Source organism: Negadavirga shengliensis (assembly GCF_042652345.1).
GTDB classification, from domain to species: Bacteria; Bacteroidota; Bacteroidia; order Cytophagales; family Cyclobacteriaceae; genus Negadavirga; species Negadavirga shengliensis.
Genome location: NZ_JBHSJJ010000022.1, coordinates 60,614 through 76,295, shown reverse-complemented (window position 1 = coordinate 76,295; position 15,682 = coordinate 60,614). Strand labels below are relative to the sequence as shown.

Genomic DNA, 15,682 nt, shown 5'->3' with positions numbered 1-15,682 from the left:
TATTCACCATTCACGCAGTATTCAGGAAACAGGGAACAGAGAACCGGAAACAGCAAATCGTGCGAAAACCACCTATTCCCTATTCACAATTCACTCACTATTCAGGAAACAGGGAACAGAGAACCGGGAACAGCAAATCGTGCGAAAACCACCTATTCCCTATTCACCATTCACTCACTATTCAGGAAACAGGGAACAGAGAACCGGGAACAGCAACCGGTCGCAAACCACCTATTCCCTTTTCCCTATTCACTATTCACGCAGTATTCAGGAAACAGGGAACAGAGAACCGGAAACAGCAAATCGTGCGAAAACCACCTATTCCCTTTTCCCTATTCACCATTCACGCAGTATTCAGGAAATAGGGAATCGGGAACGGGGAACAGGGAATCGGTCGCAACCTTCTATTCACTTTTGACGGAATATTCAGGAAATGGAAAACGGAGAACGGGGAACCGGGCGAAAACCTCCTGTTCTCTTTTCCCTTTTCCCTATTCACTCAGAATTTAGGAGCCAGAGAATGAGAAACAGTGAATAGAAAACTGGTCGCAAACCTCCCATCCATGGCACCGACGCATTTCCAATGCCGGGTTTTTTACCCCCAACACATAACATCAGTACCCACCGTCATTTGATCTCGGACAATATTTGCAACAATTTTTCCCGGTCCAGGGGTTTAACCACATAATAATCCACCATATCATAACTTAATGCTTTGCTTTTGTCCTTGTTGGAAAAGGAACTCGTAAGGATCGATATCCTAAATCTTTTTCGCTGATGAATAGGGAATTCTTTAAACTTATCCAAAAAAACCCAACCGTCTACATGCGGCATGTTCAAATCCAGAAAAATAAGGTAAGGTTCGTCTGTTTCTTCCAATACTTCCAGAAAAGAGGCCAAAAAGTCCAACAGCTTTTTGCCATCAGAAAAATCATACACCAACCCTTTGTAACCTAGTTTTTTTAAAAGCGAAGTGGTTACCAACCGTATAATTTCATCATCATCTACGAGAATAATGGCAGGAATATCAGACAACTGCATTCTTTTTTCTTTTAAAATTGTCAAAGATCTGATTCTCAAGTTTTACCACAAAAATAATCAACTCCATTATCTTTTTCCTAAACCAATATTCCTAAAAAATATTAGAAACGCCCGTTTTAGCTTATGATTTTTGCCATGAAATCGCGCATGATAATATCATCACTCCCCTCTCCCGCTGGGAGAGGGGCCGAGGGTGAGGGAAAAACCGCATCATCCCCCGGAATTATCCCCAGTCCCCATGAAAATATTGGTCCGTGCAGACAACCATAACGAAAGCGGCACACGCTGGGATGGTTTGCCCACCAAAAACCAATTAAAAAAACACACACCAAAAAATCACTCCGGATTTATTACCCCCGTGTCCCGACCATGACCCGGGGATGTCCCGACTGTCATCCGACCATTCGGCGACTTTTCGCTAAAATCCAAGAAAACATGGTATTTTTACAAGACTGGATTTCTACAGGATCCGCAGCGGTCTTGCTTTTGTCACCGGCCGTATCTCCCTCAATGATTCCGCCCCCCCTTTATCCGCAGAAAAACGCAGATCTTACGTACAATGTATTTTTCGCACCTCATAGAGAACGATTTTCCAAAGACCGCAGCAACCGCATGTTCATTTTCAATTCCTTCTGACGCTTCACAACTTTGGTCATGTTTCACTTAAAACCTTAAATATTATGGCAGAACAAACCAGTATTATTACCCTAAAAGGTAATGTAGGAAAAATCAATTTTTACAAAAGCAGGAACGGTTACCAGGCCCGTGAAAAAGGCGGCGTCTCCAAGTCAAGAATCATGACTGATCCGCGGTTTGCCCGGACCCGCGAAAACATCGCAGAGTTCAGAACAAATGCCACATCAGTAAAATTGCTGAAGGACACCATTCGGCCCGCTATTGTTAAAATTGGCGACAGCAAACTGCACCAACGATTGGTACGCCAGTTAATGACTGTTTTAAGAACCGACCCTGTCAACATCCGCGGCGAACGACAAGTGGCGGAGGGAAACTGGGCGTTGTTGCAGGGCTTGGAGATGAACAGCAATGCCTCTCTCTCCGATAGCCTGAAAACCGGGTTGTCCATCGCTGATTCCACGGAAGATTGGGAGGTATCCATCCCGGGCTTCCTGCCGGCCGACTACTTGGCCATTCCTGAAGGAACAACCCATTTCCGCGTGTTTGCCGCGGGCGCTTCTTTGGATTTCAGCACCGGTGACCGGGCTTTCCTGATGGATACCACCCCCAGTCTGCCCATCAATCAGGCGACCTTGTCCCTTTCCCTGGCCGTTTCTAAAGCAACACTTTCCCATACCCATAGGGTTTTTCTTGCCGGGATCGAATTCATGCAAAACGTAAACGGGCAGGACTATCCCTTGAATAATGGCGCACATAACGCCGCCAGCATTCTAAAAACGGAAAGGCAATAAGTCATGAGACTGTTGATGATACGAAGATACAGAAGGGATGGCACAAGGGGGGTGGTGACCCAGGGACATAAAATCCTCGCATTAACATTCGAACAGGCGCATGAGGCTTTCCATCCACGGCTTCCCTGCATTCCGGAAGGCGCATACCCTGTAAGCCCCGGCTATTCGGAGAAGCAAGGCTGGTATCTCACGGTGAAGACCGCCCATGGAAACTGTCCTTTCCTTCCGGCAGAAAGCATCAAAATGCAGAAGAGCAGGGCCATCGCCCCTGCCACCTTCTTCACTGCTGAAGGAAAACCCATGTTTTCCCGGCTGGCTAACGTCAAACTTACCACCGCCATTCTGGAAGCCATCGAGAAGGGGGAGGAAGTCGTGCTGGAAATCATTTCTGAAAACAATCCTGAAACTGTACGGTCATGGAATTTGAAAGTAGCGAATTCATAATCGGTGCGGGAGGAGTAATTTCCTTTCTCCTGTCCACCATAGCCTACCTCCTCAAATTCATGGTACAGGATTTCAGATCCATGCAGAAGGATTTCCGGGACGTGCAAACAAAATACCAATTGTTGGAAGGGGCGATCAAAGCCATGTCAAAGGAACTAAACGCCCTTCGACTTCAACTGGAAAAGCGAACCTGATACCGGTTCATTTCAACCCAACACCCTTGTCTGCTAAGGCAGGGGTGTTTTTTTATCTTCTCAAACAGACAGAGGCATTTGCATTGCCAGGTTTTTTTAACCCTCCCTCCGGTCGGGTTCCCTATCAAGATTTCCCCCACCCCGAAGGGGTGAAACATTCAGTAACCCCGGGTGAAACCCGGCGGCCAGGAAAGTCCACAAAAGCCCCAACCCTGAAAGGGTTGAACCAACAATCCCGGAACCATTGAAGGATACTCCTCCCGTCACGAGATCATCAATACCTCCTATCCCGGGCACATATACCCCGTCACCGAGAAGAGCGGCAACCTTTCGGTTTAATTAACGGAAACCTTGCCCGCGATGAAGCGGTCCCATAACGGAAGGGGCTGCTTCGTCTTGACTATACAGCTGAATCCAAATTGCTCAGGGTCATCCTTTCCCGATGATTCAGTTGGAGTCCATTTGATATTTTATACCTAAGAAGAAAAGAACCGGGATGAAATTAGGAAAGAAAAGCCATTAAATAGCATCTATCTTCCCACCGGCTTCCTGTTTAACCTTTAAGGCCCGTTTGGTAACTTTCAAATCCCTGAAATAACCGATGGTTCCTATATCGACATATAATCCGACAAATCCCATTTTGGTTTTGCCTAACATTTTGTCCACTACAAAAGAGGAATATTTCAAGTCATTCACAAACATTTCTGCTGATGCTCCATTAACCTCAATCCGCATTGTAATCCACTCGTCCAGTGCTACAGGGGCAGAACCTTCATATGTACCTGCTGGGAAATTATCCCTTAAAGTTTGAAATTTGTAATCAGGATATGAAAAATATTGAACTGCATGATTTCTGGCGTATTGGTTGTTTATTCTTCCCACTTTGGGCCGCAAATAAATAGATTCAAAGGCGGAATCGTCTTCTTTTATTCTAAAATATACTCCGATAAAGCCTGCCGCTGGGGGATAGGGCAAAGGATCCTGAAGTTTGCTATACATTTTTACTTCTATCGTTCCGTTTTCAAAGTCATCTAAGTCCAGAAAACGGGCATAGTGGGGTTCGTCAACAGTTTCTTCCAACCGATTGGCATCGAATGGAAGTGCCGCTAAATCGCGCTCAATTTTCAATACTTTTTTGCCCTGAAATTTGACAATCTCACCAGTGACGTTATGAAGCTCAAAGGTTTGTTTGCCTAGTCTCAAAGTCTGCCAATCTTCAGAACTCTGAGCTTTACCGACAGTGTAAAGCCCGAAAATCAAACTTAAGTATGTGAATAATTTAAGTATCTTCATTGTTTCAATTCTTTTAAGTTAATCATTTATATGTTCTTACAATTTAGCAACTGCCTCAGTTTTCGTAACAACCCTACCTAACGCACCGAATTCGTGTAAATCCCCAAATACTTCAATACGGATAGATTGTTCCAAACCACCCACCTTTACTGCATCAAAGCCATTGTCATTTATTAATTGCTCTACATCCTTATCTACAGTTGTGTCGCTTGTAGCATAAAATAAAACTGATTTTTTTGGCGATTGAAAAGCTGCACTTGCTAATGAAGCTGCACCTAAGGTACCGAATGCTTTGACCAGTTTTGCTCCCTTTGGTAGGATAGCAGCATTAAGCTGTCCAGCGGATTCTTTTTCACCAATGATTTTTTTGAAACCACCGCTTTCATCCGGGGCAATTGGATTCGATGGGTCAATGATTATTTTCCCTTGTAGTTCGGTACTATATTGTTCGAACAATTCCTGGATGGTGTTGAACCAAACTGACAACACAATAATATCTGCATTCCTAATGGCTTCACCTTTTTCGGTCGCTGTTGCCAGTGTTCCTAATTCCTGTGCCAATGCTTTTGCATCTTCCAACTTTCGGCTTGCAATAATGACTGGCCGATTCCCTTTGACGAAGTTTTGGGCTAACGTTTTCCCGATATTTCCTAAGCCAATGATGGCTACTTTTGATGTTGTTGACATACTATTTCTTTTCAAAGTTTAACAATAAATTGATTGTGCAAAGTTGCGTTGCAAAGAGCTCCCACTCCAATGAACTGGGTCAAGAAATAGTATTGATGTAGTTTAAGATTTTTTGGCTTGCTTGTTTCTTAAACGGCTTAAAAACTCGGGTGTAATGCCTAAAAATGAAGCGATTTGTGTTTGTGGAAGCCGGTTGGCGAGATGCGAATAACTTTCTATAAATGACAAATACCTCTCTTCAGCAGAAGAACTAATGTTTTGTAATAATCGCTTCTGGAGCGAAACAAAACTGTTTTCAATCAGTACCCTGAAAATACGGTCGAACTTGGGAGCCTGGGTATAAAGAGACAGTAAATTTTCGTGGCTAATTTGCAATACCATGGTGTCTTCCAAAGCATCAATATTGAGTTCAGAGGGTTTTCGTTCGTGAAAACTGCCAATATTGCTCAACCACCGATTTTCGGAAGCAAATTGTAAAATATGGGTATTCCCTTTGTCATCTACTTTGTACATGCGCAGGCATCCCCGGACTATAAAATTGAACTGGTTGCATACATCGCCTGCCTGCAGCACATATTGTCGCTTTCGGTACAGCCTTGGTTTGAACAGGTCAAATACCAATTGCTTTTCTTCCTTGTTAAGGGGAATTAGGTTTTGGAAGTAATCCAACAAAGGTTCAATTTGGGTTTGTATAATCTTGTCTTCGTTCATTTTTTGCCGGTCTGTCGGAGTGTTGCCTGGTGGTCGCAGCATTGCCCATAATCGGGTCAGGCAGAGGGAATCCCACCCCCAGTGCCATTAAGTTAAGAAAAAACCTGGCCATATAGTCAAAAAAGTCAGGGAAACCGGTTAAAATAACGCCATATGGTTTCTGTTTGCCTCACATATTAAAATGGCGCCCTGCTTTTTTGGAAAAGTACTTTTTCCTCCCGTTAATTCATACCATAACGGCGATATGACCTCTCATTTCCGGCTTTTGAGACAGGTAAGGTTCAACCCCTCCAAAGATGTGGGATAGCTATTATGCGTTGATGATCCCCTTTATACCAAGCTGCCAAAACCTAATCCACCCCGATAGAAATTAAGAAGAGATTCCTTGAAGGTTGCCTTGGTGCATTTTCTAAATGTTAAGTGACAGGTAAGCGTCATCGCGAGAAGCGGCAACCTTTCGGTGTAATTGACTGAGACGTTACCCGCGACGAAGCGATCCCTTGACGGGAGCGTATACCTAAGGGATTGCTTCTCCGCCACGGGCGGATCGCAATGACGCGCAATCGCGAGAAGGGGCAACCCATCGGTGTAATTGACGAAAACCTTACCCGAGACGAAGCGATCTTATAACGGGTACCAAAAGACGAACGGATTGCTTCATCCCCTCCCGCCCTGACCGGAATCGGGTTCGTTCGGAAGATCTCCCCACCCCGAAGGGGTGAAACACTCAGTAACCCCGGGTGAAACCCGGAGGCCAGGAAAGTCCACAAAGACACCCAACCCTGAAGGGGTTGAACCCCCGATCCGAGCCGCCAGGAGATAATCCTCCTCGGAATTAAGAAGCTGTCGTGTTACAGGCTGTTTTGGAGCCCGCTTTTATGGCCTTGTTCGTCCCCCCGCGAGCCCTATGCTGGATTAAACGATGCCTTCTTTATATGCTACATCCTGATTGTTCAGTTCCACATTAAAATTAACCTTTGCTCCTAAAGCCTTAAAGATCTTCATTATTGTGTCGAGTCGCGCATTTTTAACACTATTCTCAATTTTTGAAATCTGCGCTTTTTGAACACCAACCAATTTCCCCAATTGTTCTTGGGTCAAGTGACGATCTTTTCTGGCTTGCTTAATGGCATGACCCAGTAAATCAATCCTTAACTCGAATTCGAAAGCATCACGTTCGGGAGTACCGATCTCCCCAATGTGCTTGTCCAACATTTCGTCAAGGCTTATTGTTTTCATTTTATTTTCCTTTTTCATCTGCCTTATTTGTAAAGTATTCATCTCTTAATTTCTCCGCTTTATTGATTTCTTTGCTTGGCGTTTTTTGTGTTTTCTTCAAAATCCCATGTGTTGAAATCACCACCGTCTCATTACCATCTGATTTATCCCAAAACGCAAATAACCGATAAGATTTTGTATTATATAATGTCCGAAATTCCCAAATGTTCTCATTTAATTTTTTGAACAGCTCGGCGTCGTTTATATACTGCGCTTTTCTTATATTGTAGAACACCTTTTTTCTGGCCTTTTCATCAAGATTATCCATAAAATCTTGAGCCTCAGATAAAAAAATGACATCAAAGTTAATCTTCATTGGTGCTTATTTGTTACAAAGATAAAGAAAAGTTTCCCAAACAGGAAATATTTAGAGTTTTAGATGTGTTGTTGTAAGCATGATGGGGCGGTCTATTTTTTATCCAAAAAATCAAAATAAAATAAAAGCTTGGTTCAGCATCCTACTGGGTTTTATTTTATAAACGCCTAAAAAACATCCGAGACCAGTTCCTATAATGATCTCTCCCCCACCCCGAAGGGATAAAACATTGAGTTCAGAAACCTCAGAGCAGAACTTACATTCTATGGTCAATCTCCCCACCCCGAAGGGGTGAAACATTCAGTAACCCCGGGTGAAACCCGGCGGCCAGGAAAATCCACAAAGCCCCCAACCCCGGAGGGGTTGAACCAAAAATCCCGGAACCCTTTCAAAGGATTCTCCCCGCTCAATAGGATCCAACAAACCGTTGATGGTAACCGCATCAGTTATACCCACCTTCTCAAGGTTGTCCACCTGGTCCTTCATCAGCGATTGCAGGGGGGAAATTACAACCGTTAGTCCTTTAGCACTTTCTCCGCTCATCAACGCAGGAACCTGGAAGGTTACTGATTTCCCTCCACCGGTTGGAAAAACCGCGAGTATCGATTTGTTGTCAATCGCCGCTTTCACCGCCTCGGCTTGCAGTGGTTCCCCACCATAGGTTCTGAAAGAATCAAATCCGAAAAACCTCTTTAACCCCTTGTACATGTCCAATGCTTCGTTGCAATACATACAGCCGCTGACACAAGGGGTATTTCTCAACCGGAACATGATCCGCTCCACTTCCGGATAGTTTTTCAGCACCCAGCGGGGCGTGATGGAATAGCGGTTAGTGGCGTTAATAAGGGCAAGGCAATAGGCAAGTTCAATCGCATTTTCAGCGACTACTTTTTTCAGGTCTACATGTTCACAAATCTTGTTTTTGAATACCTGACGGATGAGTTTTTCTGTATCGGTATCTGAGCTACTGAATTGGACATAACGGAAAAAGGAACGGAACTCCTTCTTGTCCTTTAGAAGCAAATAGAAAATCTGTTTGAGGGATTCGTCAATTTGCTTGAAAGCAGCAACCTCGTCGTGGAATAAATCCCTGGATTTGATCGCATCGTTTAAAGGATTGTTGATGTCTTCCGATTGGAGTTTGTCATCCTTTACCAAAGCATGATAGGGCTTATTGGGAAAAAACAGGGGAGAAAGGAATAAAGTATCAATGATGTTTTCTGAGCTTATTCCTACCCCGTGAAGTACTTTGCCGATATATTTTATATCGTGGTTAAATAGGTTGTGGCCGCAAATGAAATGTGTTCCGGTGAGAAACTGTAGAAATTCGGATACCGAGGCTTTGTGAAAAGAACTGCCATCGCACTTGACACTTCCGATGTCAAGGATTTTACCGCTCTTTGGCTCAATTTCCGTATCAATAAAGGCTATTGGGTTCATCGGTCAAGTTAGCCATAATCAGGTATCTGCTGTCTCTATCCACGTAACCTTTGCATTTTCAGCATGTACCTTGCAGCCTGTGACATCTGCCCCATTTCCTCTTATCATTTCCATAAAATCACTGAAAAAATCCTAAAATGTATTTAAACCCACTTTAACCAGCCAGCGTAGGTCTGATAAACGTTTGAAAGCTTTTGGACAGCAGGGCCATCCGGAATGCCCCTGCCGTCGCTTTGATTCCAATCCACGGCTATGGAAAATACTGCCCAAGCCAGGTCTGGCTGCCTGAAAATAACTAATTCCAGCTATAAAAAGAATATTAAAGGGAATTTACATTAAATCCAACTCCGTTCTAAAACAAATCGGTTTTCAAAACAGCCCCCTTGCTTGCGTTGGTAACCAAGGCCCTGTATTGGCCAAGCCACCTGGATTTTATTGCTTTTTTGACAGGAACAAATTCGGCTTTCCTTCTCGCAATCTCTTCGTCACTTAAATTCACCGAGAGGATATACTTGTCCACATCGATATGGATTTCATCACCGTCTTTCAACAGCCCGATCATGCCGCCTTCAGCAGCTTCCGGGGATACGTGGCCGATGGATGCCCCCCTGGTGGCCCCGCTGAACCTGCCGTCTGTGATCAAGGCAACAGAACTTCCAAGTCCCATCCCCATAATCAAACTGGTTGGGGTCAACATCTCCTGCATTCCGGGACCACCTTTTGGTCCTTCATACCGGATCACCACCACATCGCCGGCTTTGACCTTTTTGGCAAGGATGCCCGCAATGGCTTCCGGCTGCCCGTCAAAACATACCGCCTTACCGGTAAATGTGCGTTCGCCGGTAATGCCCGCGGTCTTGATCACCGCACCCTCCTCGGCCAGGTTGCCATACAGGATGGCCAACCCGCCCACCTTGCTGTAAGGATTGTCGATGGTATGAATGATATTCTTGTCTTTGATTTCCGCGTCAGCAATTTTTTCAAGGACGGTTTCCCCGCCTATGGTCAGGTTGTCGATCAGTACATCATCCCCTCTTTTTGTCATTTCCTTCATCACCGCATTGACACCACCGGCACGGTTGATGTCCTCCATATGTACCGTACTCAGACTGGGGGATATTTTCGCTATATGGGAAACTTTTTGGGAAATCCGGTTGATGTCCTTTAACTGGAAACTTACGCCCGCCTCATTGGCAATGGCCAGCATGTGCAGGACCGTATTGGTGCTTCCCCCCATGGCCATATCCACCGCAAAGGCGTTTTTTACCGCGTTTTCATTCAAAATATTCCGCATCTTGAATTTTTCCCTTGCCGCTTCATCCTTGGCGATTTCACAGATCCTTCTGGCCGCTTTCCGGTAAAGGGCTTCCCGCTCCGGCGTCTGCGCCAATATGGTGCCGTTGCCGGGAAGGGCGATGCCCATGGCTTCCATCAAGGTGTTCATGGAATTCGCCGTAAACATCCCCGAGCAGCTTCCCCCGCTGGGGCAGGCGTTGCATTCTATATCCTTCAGTTCTTCATCACTCATTTTTCCGGCTTCGTGTTGGCCCACCGCTTCAAACGCCGTAGCCAGATCGATGGGCGTTCCATCCTTTTTATGGCCTTTGGCCATAGGTCCCCCGCTGACAAAAACCGTGGGCACATTTACCCTGAGTGCCCCCATGATCATCCCGGGGACGATTTTGTCACAGTTGGGGATGGCGATCATGGCATCCAGTTTATGCGCGTTCATCACGCTCTCCACCGAACTGGCGATAAGCTCCCTGCTGGGCAGGGAATAGAGCATCCCGTCATGGCCCATGGCTATCCCATCATCCACGCCGATGGTGTTGAACTCAAAGGGAACGCAGCCGTTGGCCCTGATCTCCTCTTTGATGATCTCTGATACTTTGTTCAAAAAAAAGTGGCCCGGAATGATCTCTACAAATGAGTTGGCAACACCGATAAAAGGCTTATTAAAATCTTCGTCTTTTAATCCTGTTGCCCTGAACAATGACCTGTGGGGAGTCCTTTGGTACCCTTTTTTTACTTCATCACTTCTCATGCCTTATTATGCTTTCAAAATTTGTGTGCTGTTAACTTATTTTATTTTTAATATTTTCAACCCCTTTTTTCCGATGGGGTTTGAAAAATTCAAGGGGCCTGCTAGATTCCAGATAATCCCTATTCATATCCTATACAGCAGCCAAGGCAAATGGATGTCCAACTCCCATTGACTTGATTCATCAAACCCATGAAAACGCTTTAAACACTGCGGATGCCGGGACACCGGAATGGCCCCAGTCCCGTTTAATCCCCCTCCGGAAAAAATACCGCCCTATCGGTATTGCCGCCCAAAAATACCCAAAACGGGATATAAAACGAATTTTAAAAGGGTTTTTTATAGGGAAATCGCTTTTATACAATCCCAAGTCAGAAACCCTTCGGGGGTTATTCTTTTTAGGGTATATGCCTATTTTGGATATTTCGTAGTGACTCTTATATGGACCCTCGAAGGGTTTTAACCTAGAAAGCGATATTTCTGGGGGTTTCTAGGATTTTATGCAGCATCAACTTATTTTATTTCAAATAAGCCTATGGTATAATCAAGCAGCTCAGCGCCTCCCCGTTCTCCATGTCCGGGAATTACGATTGCCGCTTCCGGGTATTTTGCCTTTATTTTCCTTACGGTTTCTGACCAGCTATTCGTGTTGGCATCTTCCAGGTTGCCTTTTCCAGCCCCAACTTCTTTGATCAGACATCCTCCGAAAAGCACATTATCCTCAGGAAAATAGGCGATGATATTGTCTTTGGTGTGGCCTTCTCCAAAATATTCTGCATATACTTTTTTGCTTCCGATGTCTAGCGTGAGGTGATGATCAAATTCTTTTATCGGTTTGGAAAAGTTGAATCCATTCTTCTTCAGTAAAGCCATGGTTTGGCTGGTGGCATAGGTTGGGATATTATGTTTTTCAAACTCCGCTATACCGCCAACGCAGTCATTATGAAAATGGGTCGGTATAATGGCCGTCACTTCATGTTTCAGCTCTTGGGTTACGAAATTTATCAGTTCCATCGAGCTTTGGTTATCAGCCGGCGTGTCAAAAACAACAGCCTGGTTTTCATTTACCACCAACATGCCATTACAGGAAACTTTTCCAAAATCCTCCGTATCCAGAAAAGAAACATGTTCATAAATATGATTGGACAGTTTTATAATTATCAGGGTTTCCGTTTGATAAACTGTCAGGCTATCGGTTGAATGCGGGTTGCCTTTTTCACTATCAATAGGCTGTTCCAACCGTTTTGCCTCCTCAGATGAAGGTGTTTTGCAGGCCATAAAAGTCAATCCTAGAAGAAGAAAGGACACCAAGAGTTGTTTTTTCATATATTCAGCTTTTTAGGCTTTTTTCTGTTTATAATTTATTTTTCATCGGTCTCCCCAGAACTGCTGGCTTCCGCAAAAATCCAGGGCGCACTCAATTCCCCTCCCCAACCAAGACAACCACGACAACAATGACAACCACTTCACAACTATAAAAACATCCCCTCCTCCTATCCACCAATTTATACAGGTCTTGGACTTGATTTTTTATGCAACGATGAAATACACATCCAAGTTCTATTACTGACAGGCCTTTATTTGATCTGAACCATGACTTGAAATTCATGTCAACCGTGCCTCGCCGGCCCGCCTCCCGAAGTCGTACGGAGGGCAGGCAGGTCAGTGGAATTCGTGGACAATAAATTCGTGGGGTTAGCCGAAATTGATCATTGACCCAAATACTTAGCAGCATATTCATTTCCAGTACTTGGATTTTTTCATTTTGCCTATCCCTGAATTTTTGCTCCTTTTGATGTGCCAAGCACCGAATGATGGATTTTAGTCATCTTTGATATACACCATCGTCCACACATCCTGCCTTGGGAGTCCTTTTTCTGCCCGTGCCAAATCCACAACGGTTTGAATGAATTGTGTTTTTGCTTGGGTATAGTCTTCGAGTGAGTGGGTGTATTTCAAAACCAGTTGTTGCTTCAGCTGATTGTATTGTGACACCCATTCAGGCTTCTTTCTCAGATAGTCCCGGAATAATATTTCATTGCGGGAATAAAAGTCCTCATCAAATGGTAAGATGTGTAAATTATGGGTCCAGGTATTTTTATCACTGTATTTAGAGAACAGGTACCTGTTTATCATGTCCGTTTTGATAGACCTGTAATAATTGAAGTCAAGCTTGCCCTTATAAAAAGGGATGCTCCGAAAAGGCGAAACGGCGATAAAAATATCTATTACAGGTTTGGCGTCAAGGTCAGGGATAGAGGTACTGCCAATATGTTCAATGGCTTTAATATCATCCTGAAAAATATCCAGTAAAATTTCCCGCTCATCCTCAAATGCTTTTTTCCAGTTTCCGCTATGTGGTGTAAGTTCGATGTTCATGATCTATTATCATTTGAGGGAATTTGGTTTTTTTTGGGTGTGGGATTTTGAAGAAATCAAACCAGTTCATGGACCGCTTGCACCTAAATTTGAAAGATGCACATTGCTCAACTTTAGCGGTTCGGTCCACATTATTTACCATGCCAACCATCGGCCTTTATTTCTTTAATAATCTTGAATTAAAACTTCAGTCGGAATATGAAGCGTATTGCTCAGTTTTCTGATCATATCCAAAGTCAGTTTGCGTTTTTTATTTAATATTTCGCTCACTCTGCTTTTAAATCCTACCACTTCTGCCAAATCCTTCTGTTTCATTCCCATTTGTTCCATCCGGAACTTAATTGCCTCAATTGGGTCTGGCATTCCGATTGGAAAATTCTCATTTTCGTATCGGTCAATAAGGATAGAAAGGATTTCAAGTTCGTCTCCAAGTTCAGTTCCTTTTTTGGCATCAAAAATCTCCTCAAGTCTGTCGAGAGCTTTCTGATAGTCTTCTTGGTTTCTTATGGGTGTTATATTCATAATTAGATGTTTTCTGCGTCAATTTTGTCATATTCTGCATGTGTTCCAATAAACCGGATCCAGCATATTTGATATTCAAAGTTGAATTTTACGATCAATCGATATTTGTTACCTTCCTTACATCGGGGTTGTAGGGAAGAGTCACCTTTTATCATAGAATAGATCGCTGTTATCAACAGGAATGTACTCTCCAGCCAAAACTTTCTTAATCCTGCTTACCCGCTCCAGGTTCTTTTCCCTTTCATCAAAGTAATGAAATGTGAAGGGTGCCCGGATCATGGAAATCAGTGAAAGGTATTCATCCCATTCAAGTTTTTTGAACTCCTTGCCAAAAAAATACTGAGCGGCATTTTCAAATCCCTTCAACGGTTTTCCGTTCTCCTGTCCCAGATAGGCTTCGTTAATGAACAACTTTAAAATTGTGTCTTTTGGGGTCAAAGGGTCAAATGCGAACCTGGCTATCAGCGTCTGCTTTATTTTTTGGGGGCCAGGCCTGAAGTTATCGAAGTAGTAAAATTTAACCAGCCCTTGACTTATGGTGGTCACCCCGGTTCCGGGAGTTTTAAAGTCAACTCCTTTGTGGTGATAAAAATTCGGGTCTTGAACCTTTATAAGGCCATCCAGTTGCTCATGGGACAGGTCATCCAATTCCAGCTTCATTCTATCCGATGCCAAGGCCTCCTCCACTATCCCCTTTGTCTTTACCCTGGCTATAATTATGGATGTAAAATAATAGGTAAAGACGGCCAGAAATACTAAGCCTACAAGTAAAAATACCTTCTTTTTCATATGTTTATAATTGTTCCTTAATTGTCATATAGCTTGTCCCGGACTTGATCCGGGAGAATCTCGCATGTTTCCCCCCCCCGATAGCTATCGGGGCTATCGGGGCATCCCTCCGTGTGACGATTCCGTCATGCTCGATTTCATGTGTTTATAATTTGTTTTTCAATGGCCATAACCTGTCCCGCACCTCAGTTCACGACAGCTTGTCCCAGCCTGCCCCAACCATGACAACAATGACAACCACGACAACCACAACAACCACCACAAAACAATAAAAGCATCCCCTTCCTCACGATCTCCAATTTTTATCTATTTATAAATTGTTTTTCAATATCCAGCTTGTCCCGGTTTTGTTTCCGGAACCTCACGTGTTTGTTTGATGGCTATGACAGTTGGCAAATGATTTACCATTCGATTAAATTCAATGGTTAGTTTGTTTTTGGTCAGGAAAGCTATAACGTCATTTGTTGTCAATCTTACTTTTCTGTAAGTACTGACTTTTTGATGCCATGCATCATCGATCTTCTCGTGAAACAAGTCGGTTACCTGGACAAAATCGTCTTCATAGTCAAGAATACAGGTCAGTATTTTGCGTTCGTCACTTTTTACAGGAATAAATCTATGGGTGCCCGTCAATGCCACCGAATAATCCCTGAATGAAAGAATAACTTTCCCATTCTCATTTAAAGCATTTGCTATATCAGTAATGAGTGTTTCAACTTCTTCTTTGCTGGATAAATGGGAGAGCGTGTCGCCACAGCAAGTAATCAATCCGGGTTTTTCAGCAAATTGTTTAACCTTTCTGATGTCGTCATTCAGTGGGGTGATGGGTAAATTATTTGTATTTGATTTAAGTTCAGACAACAGCTTTTCGCTGAAATCAACAGCAATGACATCAAATCCCTGCTCAGCAAGGGCGATACTCTGTATGCCATGTCCCGCACCTAAGTCCAGGGCGGTTTTTGTATCATTAGGCTGAATTAAATTGTCAGCAAGGAATTTCTTAAACTCATTTTTCCTTTCCTCAAAACTTCCTGTCATCCACGAATAAAAATGACCAAGATGTTGTTCGTAATGTTCCTTTATCGGGTCTTGTACTTCCATGCTGTAGTTTTCATTCTGC

General features: G+C 43.7%; 17 protein-coding genes and 1 pseudogene. 4 read left to right on the top strand and 14 right to left on the bottom strand.

The window, feature by feature from the left end; translation table 11 throughout:
• The coding region (locus ACFPFU_RS24100; RefSeq protein WP_377069018.1) for a hypothetical protein at positions 1 to 510 on the top strand (510 nt) is incomplete at its 5' end.
• Positions 511 to 627: 117 nt separating this feature from the next.
• Here the strand turns inward: ACFPFU_RS24100 and ACFPFU_RS24095 are convergent.
• Positions 628 to 1,041 carry a response regulator gene (locus ACFPFU_RS24095; RefSeq protein ID WP_377069016.1) on the bottom strand — a complete coding sequence of 138 codons (414 nt, stop codon included), beginning with the start codon at positions 1,039 to 1,041 and terminating at the stop codon, positions 628 to 630.
• A gap of 680 nt (positions 1,042 to 1,721) precedes the next feature.
• On the opposite strand from ACFPFU_RS24095, the gene ACFPFU_RS24090 reads away from it, so the two are divergent.
• From ACFPFU_RS24090 to ACFPFU_RS24080, 3 genes are read left to right on the top strand one after another with little or no spacing between them, the layout of a single operon-like run.
• Complete coding sequence (locus tag ACFPFU_RS24090; protein ID WP_377069014.1) at positions 1,722 to 2,468, top strand: hypothetical protein; 747 nt, start codon at positions 1,722 to 1,724, stop codon at positions 2,466 to 2,468.
• Between the two features lie 3 nt (positions 2,469 to 2,471).
• Positions 2,472 to 2,912 (top strand): DUF5675 family protein, encoded by a 441-nt coding sequence (locus tag ACFPFU_RS24085; RefSeq protein ID WP_377069012.1) that lies wholly within the window; start codon positions 2,472 to 2,474, stop codon positions 2,910 to 2,912.
• Positions 2,885 to 3,106: a hypothetical protein gene (locus ACFPFU_RS24080; RefSeq protein ID WP_377069010.1), complete on the top strand. Its 222-nt coding sequence runs from the start codon at positions 2,885 to 2,887 to the stop codon at positions 3,104 to 3,106. Before ACFPFU_RS24085 ends, ACFPFU_RS24080 begins: the two co-directional genes overlap by 28 nt.
• 519 nt (positions 3,107 to 3,625) lie before the next feature.
• Here the strand turns inward: ACFPFU_RS24080 and ACFPFU_RS24075 are convergent.
• The 13 genes and pseudogenes from ACFPFU_RS24075 to ACFPFU_RS24015 form a co-directional block, all read right to left on the bottom strand.
• A complete protein-coding gene (locus ACFPFU_RS24075; protein WP_377069008.1) occupies positions 3,626 to 4,399 on the bottom strand; it encodes a 3-keto-alpha-glucoside-1,2-lyase-like domain-containing protein in 774 nt (257 codons plus the stop codon).
• Positions 4,400 to 4,435: 36 nt separating this feature from the next.
• Positions 4,436 to 5,086, bottom strand: a complete 651-nt coding sequence (locus tag ACFPFU_RS24070; RefSeq protein WP_377069006.1) for an NADPH-dependent F420 reductase — start codon at positions 5,084 to 5,086, stop codon at positions 4,436 to 4,438.
• A gap of 102 nt (positions 5,087 to 5,188) precedes the next feature.
• Complete coding sequence (locus tag ACFPFU_RS24065; RefSeq protein ID WP_377069004.1) at positions 5,189 to 5,797, bottom strand: Crp/Fnr family transcriptional regulator; 609 nt, start codon at positions 5,795 to 5,797, stop codon at positions 5,189 to 5,191.
• Between the two features lie 915 nt (positions 5,798 to 6,712).
• Entirely contained in the window at positions 6,713 to 7,036 is a 324-nt protein-coding gene (locus tag ACFPFU_RS24060; protein ID WP_377069003.1) for a helix-turn-helix transcriptional regulator, read from the bottom strand.
• 1 nt (position 7,037) lies between these two features.
• Entirely contained in the window at positions 7,038 to 7,391 is a 354-nt protein-coding gene (locus ACFPFU_RS24055; protein WP_377069001.1) for a type II toxin-antitoxin system RelE/ParE family toxin, read from the bottom strand.
• Between the two features lie 300 nt (positions 7,392 to 7,691).
• On the bottom strand, positions 7,692 to 8,831 hold the full coding sequence (locus tag ACFPFU_RS24050; protein WP_377068999.1) for a DEAD/DEAH box helicase: 1,140 nt from the start codon (positions 8,829 to 8,831) through the stop codon (positions 7,692 to 7,694).
• Positions 8,832 to 9,183: 352 nt separating this feature from the next.
• Positions 9,184 to 10,875, bottom strand: coding sequence for a dihydroxy-acid dehydratase (gene ilvD / locus ACFPFU_RS24045; protein WP_377068997.1), 1,692 nt, complete (start codon positions 10,873 to 10,875; stop codon positions 9,184 to 9,186).
• Positions 10,876 to 11,385: 510 nt separating this feature from the next.
• Positions 11,386 to 12,198 carry a subclass B1 metallo-beta-lactamase gene (bla, locus tag ACFPFU_RS24040; protein WP_377068995.1) on the bottom strand — a complete coding sequence of 271 codons (813 nt, stop codon included), beginning with the start codon at positions 12,196 to 12,198 and terminating at the stop codon, positions 11,386 to 11,388.
• Positions 12,199 to 12,693: 495 nt separating this feature from the next.
• A complete protein-coding gene (locus tag ACFPFU_RS24035) occupies positions 12,694 to 13,251 on the bottom strand; it encodes a GrpB family protein (RefSeq protein ID WP_377068993.1) in 558 nt (185 codons plus the stop codon).
• Positions 13,252 to 13,416: 165 nt separating this feature from the next.
• Positions 13,417 to 13,773 (bottom strand): helix-turn-helix domain-containing protein, encoded by a 357-nt coding sequence (locus tag ACFPFU_RS24030; RefSeq protein ID WP_377068991.1) that lies wholly within the window; start codon positions 13,771 to 13,773, stop codon positions 13,417 to 13,419.
• A 2-nt stretch (positions 13,774 to 13,775) separates the two neighbouring features.
• Positions 13,776 to 13,889, bottom strand: a pseudogene (locus ACFPFU_RS24025) (type II toxin-antitoxin system HigB family toxin); the annotation flags it as partial.
• Between the two features lie 25 nt (positions 13,890 to 13,914).
• Positions 13,915 to 14,562, bottom strand: coding sequence for a transglycosylase domain-containing protein (locus ACFPFU_RS24020; protein WP_377068989.1), 648 nt, complete (start codon positions 14,560 to 14,562; stop codon positions 13,915 to 13,917).
• A 324-nt stretch (positions 14,563 to 14,886) separates the two neighbouring features.
• The gene (locus tag ACFPFU_RS24015) at positions 14,887 to 15,663 is read right to left on the bottom strand and encodes a class I SAM-dependent methyltransferase (protein WP_377068987.1); all 777 of its coding nucleotides are present in this window, start codon (positions 15,661 to 15,663) and stop codon (positions 14,887 to 14,889) included.
• Positions 15,664 to 15,682 lie beyond the last annotated feature (19 nt).

Coding starts and splice junctions, on each gene's coding strand:
- ACFPFU_RS24095 (WP_377069016.1), bottom strand. CDS start 1,041: ATGCAGTTGTCTGATATTCCTGCCATTATTCTCGTAGATGATGATGAA.
- ACFPFU_RS24090 (WP_377069014.1), top strand. CDS start 1,722: ATGGCAGAACAAACCAGTATTATTACCCTAAAAGGTAATGTAGGAAAA.
- ACFPFU_RS24085 (WP_377069012.1), top strand. CDS start 2,472: ATGAGACTGTTGATGATACGAAGATACAGAAGGGATGGCACAAGGGGG.
- ACFPFU_RS24080 (WP_377069010.1), top strand. CDS start 2,885: ATGGAATTTGAAAGTAGCGAATTCATAATCGGTGCGGGAGGAGTAATT.
- ACFPFU_RS24075 (WP_377069008.1), bottom strand. CDS start 4,399: ATGAAGATACTTAAATTATTCACATACTTAAGTTTGATTTTCGGGCTT.
- ACFPFU_RS24070 (WP_377069006.1), bottom strand. CDS start 5,086: ATGTCAACAACATCAAAAGTAGCCATCATTGGCTTAGGAAATATCGGG.
- ACFPFU_RS24065 (WP_377069004.1), bottom strand. CDS start 5,797: ATGAACGAAGACAAGATTATACAAACCCAAATTGAACCTTTGTTGGAT.
- ACFPFU_RS24060 (WP_377069003.1), bottom strand. CDS start 7,036: ATGAAAACAATAAGCCTTGACGAAATGTTGGACAAGCACATTGGGGAG.
- ACFPFU_RS24055 (WP_377069001.1), bottom strand. CDS start 7,391: ATGAAGATTAACTTTGATGTCATTTTTTTATCTGAGGCTCAAGATTTT.
- ACFPFU_RS24050 (WP_377068999.1), bottom strand. CDS start 8,831: ATGAACCCAATAGCCTTTATTGATACGGAAATTGAGCCAAAGAGCGGT.
- ilvD (WP_377068997.1), bottom strand. CDS start 10,875: ATGAGAAGTGATGAAGTAAAAAAAGGGTACCAAAGGACTCCCCACAGG.
- bla (WP_377068995.1), bottom strand. CDS start 12,198: ATGAAAAAACAACTCTTGGTGTCCTTTCTTCTTCTAGGATTGACTTTT.
- ACFPFU_RS24035 (WP_377068993.1), bottom strand. CDS start 13,251: ATGAACATCGAACTTACACCACATAGCGGAAACTGGAAAAAAGCATTT.
- ACFPFU_RS24030 (WP_377068991.1), bottom strand. CDS start 13,773: ATGAATATAACACCCATAAGAAACCAAGAAGACTATCAGAAAGCTCTC.
- ACFPFU_RS24020 (WP_377068989.1), bottom strand. CDS start 14,562: ATGAAAAAGAAGGTATTTTTACTTGTAGGCTTAGTATTTCTGGCCGTC.
- ACFPFU_RS24015 (WP_377068987.1), bottom strand. CDS start 15,663: ATGGAAGTACAAGACCCGATAAAGGAACATTACGAACAACATCTTGGT.